Below are 12,147 nucleotides of genomic sequence, written 5' to 3'. Positions count from 1 at the left end.
ACCAGCCACCCCGGTACGGCACGAGCCCCCGCCCGAACCTGCTATTCGGCCTCGCTGAACGTCACCTCAACGCCCCCGACCAGGTCGGAGGCGATGTTGTAGATGACCGCACCGAGCGTGGACAGAGCGGTGATCAGCACCACGTTCACGGCGCCGATCAGCGCGGTGTACCCGAGGATGCGCACCGGCTCGAACCACGAGGCGATGTTGATCGGGATCGAGCTCTGTCCCTGCTCACCCTTGCCGAGCTGGTTGACCAGGTCGACGAGTGAGTCGAACACCCCCAGGGCCGACAGCACGCCGTACAGGACGGCCACTGCCACGAAGAGCACCACGAAGCAGACCAGTGACACCACGAAGCTGAACTTCATGGCCGACCACGGCTCGATGCGGCGCAGCACCAGGTGTGCCTTGCGGGGCAGCCTGGACCCCGCGTTGTTCGACGACTTCTTCTTGGGCATCTCGACGGGCGGAGGTGCCTCGCTGGTGAGCGACGGACGGATGCGCACCGTCTCGTTGCCCTCCGCCTGCGGCTCGTCCTTGGAGCGGGGCTGAGCGGCGGCGCCCTTCGCGGGCGTCCTGTCCTGCTCGCCGTCAACCGAACTGAAGATCTCCGGCTCAGCGGACTTCTTCGGCTGCTGTCCGTTACCCGACGCCGCCTGGGCTCTGGCGGTGCCACCCTGGGCGCTCATGACTTACTCTCCTCCCCCGTCTTCCTCATTCTCCACCGGAGTCTCCAACGACTCCGCGTTCCGGGCGAGGGCAACCACGCTGTCGCCTTCGGCGAGGTTCATCAATCGCACTCCCATGGTCTGGCGGCCGGACTGCTTGATCTCGCCGGCACTCGTCCGGATCACCCCGCCGGCGGACGTGATCGCGAAGACCTCGTCCTCTGGGTTGACCATGACGGCTCCGACCAGCTTGCCACGGGAACTCACGATTTTCGCAGTCAGCACGCCCCTACCGCCACGTCCTTGAACTGGATACTGCTCCACTGGCGTCCGCTTTGCGTACCCAGCCTTCGTGGCGATAAGCACATCTTGACCGTCGGCGATGCGATTCATGGCGAGAAGTTCGTCTCCTTCGAGGAACCTCATGCCGATGACACCGCTGGTCGCGCGGCCCATGGGCCGCAGCGCCTCGTCGGAGGCGGTGAACCTGATCGACTGCGCGCCCTTGGAGACGAGCAGCAGATCGTCGGTCTCGGAGACCAGGCGGGCGCCGATGACCTCGTCGTCCTCGCGCAGGTTGATCGCGATCAGACCGCCCGACCTGGGGGAGTCGTACTCGGACAGGCGCGTCTTCTTGACCAGGCCGCTGCGTGTGGCGAGCACCAGGTAGGGGGCGACGTCGTAGTCGCGGAGGTCGAGAACTTCCATGACTGTTTCGTCGGGCTGCATGGCCAAAAGGTTCGCGAGATGCATGCCACGGGCGTCACGCCCGGCATCAGGCAGCTCGTACGCCTTGACCCGGTACACCCGGCCCTTGTTCGTGAAGAACAGCAGCCAGTGGTGCGTCGTGGTGACGAAGAAGTGGTCGACGATGTCGTCCTGGCGCAGCTGGGCGCCGCGGACGCCCTTGCCGCCCCGCTTCTGCGCCCGGTAGAGGTCGGTACGGGTGCGCTTGGCATAACCGCCGCGGGTGATCGTGACGACGATCTCCTCCTCGGCGATGAGGTCTTCGATCGACATGTCGCCGTCGTAGGCGATGATCTCGGTCTTGCGCTCGTCGCCGTAGCGGTTGACGACCTCGGTCAGCTCGTCGCCGATGATCTCGCGCTGGCGGGCCTCGCTGGCCAGGATCGAGTTGTACTCGGCGATCTGGGCCATCAGGGCGTCGTACTCGTCCTGGATGGCCTGCCGCTCCAGGGCGGCCAGCTTGCGCAGCTGCATGTCCAGGATGGCCTGCGCCTGGACCTCGTCGATCTCCAGGAGCCCCATGAGGCCCTGCTGGGCGTGTGAGGCCGACTCCGAGGCCCGGATGAGGGCGATGACGTCGTCGAGCCGCTCAAGGGCCCTCAGCAGGCCGCGCAGGATGTGCGCGCGCTCCTCGGCCTTGCGCAGCAGGTAACGCGTCCGGCGGACGATGACCTCGACCTGGTGGGCCACGTAGTGGCGGATGAACTGGTCGAGCCGCAGCGTGCGCGGCACGCCGTCGACCAGCGCCAGCATGTTGGCGCCGAAGGTGTCCTGGAGCTGGGTGTGCTTGTACAGGTTGTTGAGCACGACCTTGGCGACCGCGTCGCGCTTGAGCACGATCACCAGGCGCTGACCGACCCGCGAGGAGCTCTCGTCGCGTACGTCGGCGATGCCCGTGAGCTTGCCCTCGCGCACCAGCTCAGCGATCTTCAGCGCCAGGTTGTCCGGGTTGACCTGGTACGGCAGCTCGGTGACGACGAGCGCCTGCCGGCCCTTGTCCTCCTCGACCTCGACCACCGCGCGCATGGTGATCGAGCCGCGCCCGGTGCGGTACGCGTCCTCGATGCCCCGGCGTCCGACGATGAGCGCCTTGGTCGGGAAGTCGGGCCCCTTGACCAGCCTGATCGAGGCTTCCAGCAGCTCCTCGTCGTCGGCCTCGGGGTTCTCCAGGTACCACCTGACGGCGGCCGAGACCTCGCGCAGGTTGTGTGGCGGGATGTTGGTGGCCATGCCGACCGCGATGCCGCCCGAGCCGTTGACCAGCAGCTGCGGGAACCGCGCCGGCAGGACGTCGGGCTCCTGCGACTTGCCGTCGTAGTTCGGGCGGAAGTCGACGGTGTCCTTGTCGATGTCGCGCAGCATCTCCATGGCGATGGGCGCGAGCTTGCACTCGGTGTACCGCATCGCGGCCGCCGGGTCGTTGCCCGGCGAGCCGAAGTTGCCCTGCCCGTCGACCAGGGGATAGCGCAGCGACCACGGCTGGGCCAGGCGGACCAGCGCGTCGTAGATCGAGGTGTCGCCGTGGGGGTGGTAGGTGCCCATCACGTCGCCGACGACGCGGGCGCACTTGAAGTAGCCGCGGTCGGGACGGTAGCCACCGTCGTACATCGCGTAGAGCACCCGCCGGTGCACCGGCTTGAGGCCGTCGCGTACGTCCGGCAGCGCCCTGGACACGATGACGGACATCGCGTAGTCCATGTAACTGCGCTGCATCTCGGACTGGATGTCCACCGGTTCGATGCGGTCAGCCGGGGGAGTGGTGTTCACGTCCGTCACAGGTTCAGGTCCTTCTTAAACGTCGAGGAAGCGAACGTCGCGCGCGTTGCGGATGATGAAGTCGCGCCGCGCCTCGACGTCCTCGCCCATGAGCACGCTGAACAGGTCGTCGGCCTGGGCCGCGTCGTCGAGCGTGACCAGGCGCAGCAGTCGCGTCGCCGGGTTCATGGTGGTCTCCCAGAGCTGGCCGGCGTTCATCTCGCCGAGGCCCTTGAACCGCTGGACGTTGTCCCGCGGGCGCGGGTCTGCCTTGCCCTGCGCGATGCCGTCGTTGATGACCGCGTCGCGCTCGGCGTCGGAGTAGGCGTAGGAGGCGTCCTCGCCCTTCCGGTCCCACTTGATCTTGTAGAGCGGCGGGCAGGACAGGTAGACGTGCCCGGCCTCGATCAGCGGCCGCATGAACCTGAACAGCAGCGTCAGCAGCAGGGTGTTGATGTGCTGGCCGTCGACGTCGGCGTCGGCCATCAGGATCACCTTGTGGTAACGCAGCTTGGCGATGTCGAACTCGTCGTGCACGCCGGTGCCCAGGGCGGTGATGAGCGCCTGGACCTCGTTGTTCTTCAGGACCTTGTCGATCCGCGCCTTCTCGACGTTGAGGATCTTGCCGCGGATGGGCAGGATCGCCTGGAAACGCGAGTCGCGGCCGCCCTTGGCCGAGCCGCCGGCCGAGTCGCCCTCGACGATGAACAGCTCGCACTTCTCCGGGTCGTTCCACTGGCAGTCGGCCAGCTTGCCGGGAAGGCCGCTGCCGGACTCCAGGAGCGACTTGCGCCGGGTCAGGTCGCGGGCCTGGCGGGCCGCCAGGCGGGCGCGGCTGGCCTGCAGCGACTTGTTGATGATGTCCTTGGCCTCGCCGGGGTTGCGCTCGAACCAGTCGCGCAGGTGGTCGTTGCAGGCCTTCTGCACGAACGACTTGGCCTCGGTGTTGCCCAGCTTGGTCTTGGTCTGGCCCTCGAACTGCGGGTCGGACAGCTTGACCGAGATGATCGCGGTCAGGCCCTCGCGGACGTCCTCGCCGGAGAGGTTGTCGTCCTTGCCCTCCTTGAGGAACTTCTGCTCGCGCGCGTAGCGGTTGACGATGGTCGTCAGCGCCGCGCGGAAGCCCTCCTCGTGGGTGCCGCCCTCAGCCGTGTTGATCATGTTGGCGAACGTGTAGACCGACTCCGAGTAGGAGTTGTTCCACTGCATGGCGATGTCGACCGCGATGCCGTCGCCCTCTTCCTCGAAGGCGACGATCGACGCGTGCGCCGCCTCCTTCTTGGCGTTGAGGTGCTTGACGAAGTCGGCCAGGCCGCCCTCGTAGTGGTATTCGACCGTGTGGGGCTCGCCGTTGACGTGGTCGGGCCGCTCGTCGGTGAACGTGATCGTCAGGCCCTTGTTGAGGAAGGCCGTCTCCTGGAACCGGCGCGAGAGCGTCTCGTAGTTCCAGGTGGTGGTCTCGAAGACGTCGGGATCGGGCCAGAACGTGATCGTCGTGCCGGTCTCGTCGGTCTCCTCGCCCTGGGCCAGCGGCGCGGTGGGCTTGGAGTGCTCGTAGCGCTGCCGCCAGTAGTGGCCGTTCTGCTTGACCTCGACGTCCATGGCGGTGGACAGCGCGTTGACGACGGCCGAGCCGACGCCGTGCAGGCCGCCGGAGACCGCATAGGACTGGCTGTCGAACTTGCCGCCCGCGTGGAGCGTGGTCAGCACGACCTCGACGGCCGAGCGCTTCTCCACGGGGTGGATGCCCGTGGGGATGCCACGGCCGTTGTCGACCACGCGCACGCCGCCGTCGGCCAGCAGCGAGATGTCGATCCTGGTGGCGAAACCGGCCAGCGCCTCGTCCACCGCGTTGTCCACGATCTCGTAGACGAGGTGGTGCAGGCCGCGCTCACCGGTGGAGCCGATATACATACCCGGGCGTTTGCGAACCGCCTCAAGTCCTTCGAGTACGGTGATTGAGCTAGCGTCGTAGGACAACTGCGAAATCCTCCTGCCGCGGACACGCGGCGGGGGAGGCCGTCAACTTCATGCTGCCCCTACCGTGCCCGTCACCGTCGTGAGTGCCCCGATGCGCGGTCACCCGGGGGAGTCGGCTTACTGCCGGGGTGACACGCAAGCGGACGTGTCCGGAATCCTTTTTCATTCTACCGCTTCCCGGAGCCCGTGGTGGCAATACACGCGCCTGTGATGCGCCCTAGCTCGATTTGCCCCCCACTCAAGCATCCCCCCTTCGGAAAGGGGGCTTATCGCGTCTGCGGCTGTCTGATCGCCCCCGGCGCCTAACCATAGGTGTCGCCGGGGCCCCTGCTTCCGGTCACCCGCAAACCCCCTGTGGGCCGGGGTGCGTTCTGCGGCCCCCTGACCTTGACCTTTGTCACCGAACCGTCACCCAGCTCCTCGTTGAGCCTGCGGATGAGGGTGCGCGCGAGCAGCCTGACCTGCGTCGCCCAGGCCGTGGAATCGGCCGCGATGAGCACCTCGCCCTCGTCGAAGGACTCCGGCCGGGTGTGGGCGGCCAGGTCGGGGCCGACGATCTCCTTCCACCGGCCGAACACCGCGCCGACGGCCGCCGAGCGTTCCCAGCCGCGGTCGGCCAGCAGGTCGGCGATGGCCCGGCCGAAGAGCTGGGGATCGCCGGCCTCCCGGCGCGGGCCGGCCTTGCGCCTGGGCTCGCGGCGCGGGAGCTGGCCGCGCTTGGCCGCGTCGGCCTTCGCCTGCGCGAGCTTCTCCCTCGCCATGGCGGCCCCCCTGGCCGCCGCGTTGTGCTGCTCATCGGACACGGGTCACGCTCCCCTCAGCGACATCGAAACGGGCCCCCGCCAGCTCCTTCGGCACGTCGTCGGGCACGGCGGCGGTGATCAGCACCTGTTCGGCCGGCGCGACGATCTCGGCCAGCCTGCGCCGGCGCTGGCTGTCGAGCTCGGCGAACACGTCGTCGAGGATCAGCACCGGGTCGCCGCCGTCGGCCCGCAGCAGGTCGTAGGCGGCCAGCCGCAGCGCCAGCGCGAACGACCACGACTCGCCGTGGCTGGCGTAGCCGCGGGCGGGCAGGTCGCCGAGGCCCAGGATCAGGTCGTCGCGGTGGGGACCGACGAGGGTGACGCCCCGTTCCAACTCGGCCTGGCGGACCTCCGACAGCCGGTCGCGGAGCTGCTGTTCAAGGGTTTTCCCCAAGTCTGTGGATAACGTCTGCGCCTCGGGAGATCCCCGCTCACCGGCGACTTCGTCCTCCGCGCCGTCCCCACCTGTGGACAACGTGCTGCGGTAGGCCAGCGTCGCGGGGGCGCTCGTGGGGGCCAGCGCGGCGTAGGCCCCGGCCACCAGCGGGCGCAACGCCTCGATGAGCTCCAACCGCGCCCGCAACAGCTCCGCACCGTGCCTGGCGAGGTGGGCGTCCCACACCTCCAGCGTGCTCAGGACGTCGCCGGCGCCCGCCGCGGCGAACGCGGTGTCGCTCTCCGCCCGCCGGGCGCTCCTGCTGCCCCTGCGGGCCTGCGCGGCCGTGCGCAGCAGGGCGCCGCGCTGCTTCAGCACCCGGTCGTAGTCGGCCCGGACCCCGGCGAACCTCGGGGCCCTGGCCACGAGCAGGTCGTCGAGGAAACGGCGGCGCTCCGACGGGTCGCCCTTGGACAACGCCAGGTCCTCCGGCGCGAACAGCACCGTGCGCAGCAGCCCGATGACGTCGCGCGGCCTGGACACGGGGGAGCGGTTGAGCCGCGCCCGGTTGGCCTTGCCCGGGTTGATCTCCAGCTCCACCAGCGCCCGCCGGTCGTCCCTGTGGACGGCGCAGCGCACGATCGCCCGCGCGGCACCCCGCCGCACCAGCGGCGCGTCGTTGGCCACGCGGTGGCTGGAGTGCGTCGCGACATAGCCGAGGGCCTCGACCAGGTTGGTCTTGCCCTGGCCGTTGGGCCCGACGAGAGCCGTGACGCCCGGTTCCAGACCGAGCTCCACGGACGCGTAGGACCTGAAGTCGGTCAGCGAGAGGTGGGCGACATGCACCCCACGAAGGTTAGTCCGCCGCGGGGGCCGCCCGTGTCACCGGCTTGCCGTCCTGTGGAAAACCTCGGGCTTCCCCGGACGGCCTGTGGACCACCGGCCGGACCGACCGGCCGGACCCCGGCTGGGCTGGTCGGCCGGGCTACTCGGCTTCGCGCGGCGGGGCCACGTCGGCGCCGGGCGAGTCGGCGCCCTTGCCGGTGCTGCCCTCGGTCGAGGTGATCGCGTGGCCGCCGAACTGGTTGCGCAGCGCGGCGACGACCTTCATCGCGGGGGAGTCGTCCTGGCGCGAGGCGAACCGCGCGTAGAGGGCCGCGGTGATCACCGGCAGCGGCACGGCGTGGTCGACGGCCGCCTGGACCGTCCAGCGGCCCTCGCCGGAGTCCTGGGCGTAGCCGCGGAGCTGGTCGAGGTGCTCGTCGTCGTCGAGCGCCCGCACCATCAGGTCGAGCAGCCAGGAGCGGATGACGGTGCCGGTGCGCCAGCTGCTGAAGGAGCCCCTGACGTCCTTGACGACGTCGGACGCCTCCAGAAGCTCCCAGCCCTCCGCGAACGCCTGCATCATGCCGTACTCGATGCCGTTGTGGACCATCTTCGCGAAGTGGCCGGCGCCGACGTCACCGGCGTGGACGAAGCCGTCCTCGCCCTCGGGCTTGAGCGTCTCGAAGATCGGCATGAGCCGGTCGACGTCGGCCTGATCGCCGCCGCACATGAGGGCGTAGCCGTTCTGGAGCCCCCACACGCCGCCGCTCACGCCGCAGTCGACGAAGCCGATGCCCTTCTCGCGCAGCTCGGCGGCGTGCTTCTGGTCGTCCACATAGTGTGAATTACCGCCGTCGACGACGATGTCGCCCTCGTCGAGCAGCTCGCCGAGCTCGTCGACCGTCTGCTGGGTGGGCTTGCCCGCGGGAACCATGACCCAGACCGCGCGCGGCGCGGACAGCCGTTCGACCAGCTCCTTCAGGCTGGCCACGTCGCTGATGCCGGGGTCGCGGTCGTAACCGACCACCTCATGGCCGCCGCGGCGCAGCCGCTCGGCCATGTTGCCGCCCATCTTGCCCAGTCCCACCATGCCGATCTGCATGACGCTCCTCTACCCCCTTGTCAGGCTTCCATCATCCCCGATGACGGGATCAGCCCGACAGGCGGATGGGCATGATCAGGTAACGGTAGTCCGTACCTGCGCCTTCGTCCACAGGCTTGCCCCCGGTGAGGATGGCGGGTTTGGTCGAGGTCGTCATCTGCAGGCGCGCCACGTCGGAGTCGATCGCGCCGAGCCCCTCCAGCAGGAACTGGTGGTTGAAGGCGATGTTCATCTCCTCGCCCTCGTAATCCACAGGCAGTGCCTCGACGGCCTGCGCCTCGTCGCCGCTGCCGGCCTCCAGCACGACCTCGCCGCTCCTGAACGCCAGGCGTACGGGGGTGTTGCGCTCGGCGACCAGGGCCACGCGCTTGACCGCCTCGACGAACGGGCCTGTGGACAGGTCGGCGCGCGCGGAGAACTCCGTGGGCAGCAGCGAGCGGTACTTGGGGAACTCGGGGTCGAGCAGCCGCGTCGTGGTGCGCCGGCCCGCGCTGGAGAAGCCGATCATGCCCTCGCCGGTGCCGCCGGCCGAGCTGAGCGCGATCTCCACCTCGGCGCCGGTGGTGCCGAGGGCCTTGGCGGTGTCGGCGAGCGTCTTGCCGGGGATCATCGCGATCGCGGCGAAGTCGGGCTGGCCCGGCTGCCACTTGAGCTCGCGCACGGCGAGCCGGTAGCGGTCGGTGGCGGCGAGCGTGACGGTGTCGCCCTCGATCTCCATGCGCACGCCCGTGAGCATCGGCAGCGTGTCGTCCCGGCCCGCCGCGACGGCGACCTGGCTGACGGCGGAGGCGAACACATCGCTGCCCACCCGCCCGGCGGCCGGCGGCATGGCCGGGAGCGACGGGTAGTCCTCCACAGGCATGGTCAGCAGGGTGAACCGGGCGCTGCCGCACGTGACGACGGCCTTGGCGCCTTCCACCACGAAGTCCACAGGCTGTGCGGGAAGCGCGCGGGTGATCTCGGCGAGCAGCTTGCCCGAGACCAGGACGACGCCCGCCTCACCGGTGTGGAGTTCGAGCGTGACCTCGGCGGAGACCTCGTAGTCGAACCCCGACAGCTTGAGCTGCTGGCCCTCCGTCACCTCCAGGCGCATGCCGGCGAGCACGGGCACCGACGGGCGCGCCGGGAGACTGCGTGCCGTCCATGCCACCGCCTCAGCGAGGACGTCTCGCTCGATTCGGAACATCACGGTGATCAGCCTCCTGGGTTCGTCGTTGATTCAAGTGTTCACTCTCCCGCACCGCGGTTCGGGGAGAACCCCTCTATGGGTCTTTGATTTTCTTAGTAAGAGAGATAAGAGGTCATCACACTAGGGGCTGTGGGAACTGTGGACAACTGATGTCCTCGCAGCTCAGTGCCCCTGTTTTCATCCACCGAGGGTGTGGGTGACGCCTGGGGGAAACTTCGCCGCCTGGGGATGAAGTTTCGTCGCCCACAGGCCGTCCCCAGATCATGGGGTGTTCATCCACCGGTTATCCACGAGGTTTCCACAGGTTGTCCACGGGGTAAGAGGGGGCCTTCTGGAGTCCCAGATCGACTGTTCACAGGCCGTCCACACGTTATCCACGAGTCATCCCCAGGTTCTCCTCAGGATGTCCCCAGATTCGTCCCCAGCCCTTGTGGGTGGATTTTTCCCGGCATTGGTGGTCGTACCGACGCGCCGATTTTGCGTTTCCGCTGGTCCACAGTGTTTTCCACAGGCTGTGTACGACCATCAAGATCCACGCTTGCTCTGTTTGATACGCATTGTCAGCTCGTTGACCTGGTTGTACATCGACCTGCGCTCGGCGATGAGCGACCGGATCTTGCGCTCGGCGTGCATCACGGTGGTGTGGTCGCGGCCGCCGAACTGCTGGCCGATCTTCGGCAGCGACAGCTCGGTCAGCTCGCGCGCCAGGTACATGGCGATCTGCCGGGCGTTGACGAGAGCGCGGCTGCGCGAGGTGCCGCACAGGTCTTCGATGCTGATGCCGAAGTAGTTGGCGGTCTCGGTCATGATGGCCGCGATCGTGATCTCGGTGTCGGACTCCGAGGTGATCAGGTCCTTCAGCACGACCTCGGCGAGCTGCAGGTCCACACCCTGCCTGTTGAGGCTGGCGAACGCGGTCACCCTGATCAGGGCACCCTCCAGCTCGCGGATGTTGGTGGAGATCCGGCTCGCGATGTACTCCAGCACCTCGGGCGGCGCGGCCAGGCCCTCCTGGATGGCCTTCTTCCGCAGGATCGCAATGCGGGTCTCGAGCTCGGGCGGCTGGACGTCGGTGATCAGGCCCCACTCGAACCGGTTGCGCAGCCGGTCCTCCAGCGTGATGAGCTGCTTGGGCGCGCGGTCGCTGGAGATGACGATCTGCTTGTTGGCGTTGTGCAGGGTGTTGAAGGTGTGGAAGAACTCCTCCTGCGTCTGCTCCTTGCCCTCCAGGAACTGGATGTCGTCCACCAGCAGGATGTCGATCGCGCGGTAGCGGCCGCGGAAGCCGTCGGCCTTGTGGTCGCGGATGCTGTTGATGAAGTCGTTGGTGAACTCCTCCGAGCTCACGTATCTCACCCGGGCGCCGTCGTACAGGCTCTGCGCGTAATGCCCGATCGCGTGCAGCAGGTGGGTCTTCCCCAGGCCGGAGTCACCGTAAATGAAGAGCGGGTTGTACGCCTTCGCGGGGGATTCGGCCACCGCCACGGCCGCGGCGTGCGCGAACCGGTTGCTGGCACCGATGACGAATGTCTCAAATGTGTACTTCTGGTTGAGCCGGGCCGGCTCGCTCGGCTTGTTGCTCTTCGCTTCCCAGCGATTCGGCGCCGGCTCCGGCGCTTTCTCCACAGGCGGTGTGTACGGCTGCACCTGTTCAAAAGAGAACGAAGGCTGTGGATATTCGGTGGACGCCGGAGGCTGCTCGGGCTGTGGAGAATAGAACTGCGGGGGCTCGGATGCCTGGTAGTGCTGGGGTTGCACCGGCTGTGTGTAACGCGGCTGGCTATCCACACTCTGGGGATAAGACACATTCACAGGCTGTTGATGGGTGTCCGGCAAAGGCTGTTCGGGAGCCGTGGTGTCGATCATCACGGCCAGCCGCATCGTCATCCCCAGTTCCTGGGACAGCGCGTGGGCCACCAGCGGGCGCAACTTGCCCTCGATGAGGTCCTTGAGGAAATCGTTGGGGACGCCGAGCACGATCGTGTCGTCCGCGAGAGCGATCGGACGGACCATCGACAGCCAGGTGCGCTGCTGGATGGGCACGTTCTCGTTGAGGAAGTTGCCCAGGGCCCTCGCCCATACCGTGCCGAGGTCGACACCACTCATGGTGCGGCTCCCCTCCTTCCTCTCGCGGCCCCCCGCGATCGTTTATCCACATGACTGTGGTCGCCCCGAGCGGTCGGCGACCCCTTCGTCCACAGCGTGGCGGCAGGGCTTCGTACCCAGGTCCTCCACAGGAGATCCACAGGCTGTGCACGGTGTTTCCGGTGGTCCAGAAGGGCCGACAGTATCCATGTGCACAGCTGTGTTCAAGACGTTGTCCACAGCGTAGTGGCACCTGGATGCACAAACTGTGGACGCGGGCCCGGCGGTGGAAAAGTCGCCTGTGGATCAGTGGATAACCCGTTCAGTTTGACCTGGGACGCCGTTGGCCCGTAACGTACGACGGTCGGCTTGCCACGCGACGGCTATTTCGCGTGCCCTCGCTCCCACGGCAGGCCAGCCATGTGTGTATAAGCGCCCCTGGGCGCACCTTCAAGCCTGGAGCCCACCCGTGAGCAAGCGTACTTTCCAGCCGAACAACCGTCGCCGCGCGAAGACCCACGGCTTCCGGCTGCGGATGCGCACCCGGGCCGGTCGCGCCATCCTCGCCGCCCGTCGCCGCAAGGGCCGCGAGAAGCTGTCGGCCTGATCGACCC

General features: G+C 67.8%; 9 protein-coding genes. 1 reads left to right on the top strand and 8 read right to left on the bottom strand.

The features are described from left to right. Nucleotides 1–41 precede the first annotated feature (41 nt). From AB0J71_RS06715 to dnaA, 8 genes are all read right to left on the bottom strand, one after another. A complete protein-coding gene (locus tag AB0J71_RS06715; RefSeq protein WP_352324560.1) occupies nt 42–692 on the bottom strand; it encodes a DUF3566 domain-containing protein in 651 nt (216 codons plus the stop codon). Nucleotides 693–695: 3 nt separating this feature from the next. Beyond that, on the bottom strand, nt 696–3,194 hold the full coding sequence (gyrA, locus tag AB0J71_RS06710; RefSeq protein WP_352324559.1) for a DNA gyrase subunit A: 2,499 nt from the start codon (nt 3,192–3,194) through the stop codon (nt 696–698). Nucleotides 3,195–3,209: 15 nt separating this feature from the next. Continuing rightward, on the bottom strand, nt 3,210–5,153 hold the full coding sequence (gyrB, locus tag AB0J71_RS06705; RefSeq protein WP_352324558.1) for a DNA topoisomerase (ATP-hydrolyzing) subunit B: 1,944 nt from the start codon (nt 5,151–5,153) through the stop codon (nt 3,210–3,212). Between the two features lie 302 nt (nt 5,154–5,455). Then, a complete protein-coding gene (locus AB0J71_RS06700; RefSeq protein ID WP_352324557.1) occupies nt 5,456–5,956 on the bottom strand; it encodes a DciA family protein in 501 nt (166 codons plus the stop codon). Further along, nucleotides 5,946–7,178 carry a DNA replication/repair protein RecF gene (recF, locus tag AB0J71_RS06695; protein WP_352324556.1) on the bottom strand — a complete coding sequence of 411 codons (1,233 nt, stop codon included), beginning with the start codon at nt 7,176–7,178 and terminating at the stop codon, nt 5,946–5,948. Before recF ends, AB0J71_RS06700 begins: the two co-directional genes overlap by 11 nt. 139 nt (nt 7,179–7,317) lie before the next feature. Next, nucleotides 7,318–8,259, bottom strand: a complete 942-nt coding sequence (gene gnd / locus AB0J71_RS06690; RefSeq protein WP_352324555.1) for a phosphogluconate dehydrogenase (NAD(+)-dependent, decarboxylating) — start codon at nt 8,257–8,259, stop codon at nt 7,318–7,320. A gap of 49 nt (nt 8,260–8,308) precedes the next feature. Further along, nucleotides 8,309–9,448, bottom strand: a complete 1,140-nt coding sequence (gene dnaN, locus AB0J71_RS06685; protein ID WP_352324554.1) for a DNA polymerase III subunit beta — start codon at nt 9,446–9,448, stop codon at nt 8,309–8,311. A gap of 525 nt (nt 9,449–9,973) precedes the next feature. Further along, the gene (dnaA, locus tag AB0J71_RS06680; RefSeq protein WP_352324553.1) at nt 9,974–11,554 is read right to left on the bottom strand and encodes a chromosomal replication initiator protein DnaA; all 1,581 of its coding nucleotides are present in this window, start codon (nt 11,552–11,554) and stop codon (nt 9,974–9,976) included. A 448-nt stretch (nt 11,555–12,002) separates the two neighbouring features. Here dnaA and rpmH point away from each other — a divergent pair, with 448 nt between their 5' ends. Beyond that, the gene (gene rpmH, locus AB0J71_RS06675; protein WP_043614899.1) at nt 12,003–12,140 is read left to right on the top strand and encodes a 50S ribosomal protein L34; all 138 of its coding nucleotides are present in this window, start codon (nt 12,003–12,005) and stop codon (nt 12,138–12,140) included. Nucleotides 12,141–12,147: the final 7 nt, after the last annotated feature.

This window comes from Nonomuraea sp. NPDC049637 (assembly GCF_040675235.1).
Classification (GTDB): domain Bacteria; phylum Actinomycetota; class Actinomycetes; order Streptosporangiales; family Streptosporangiaceae; genus Nonomuraea.
This window is presented reverse-complemented; position numbering and strand designations above follow the sequence as displayed.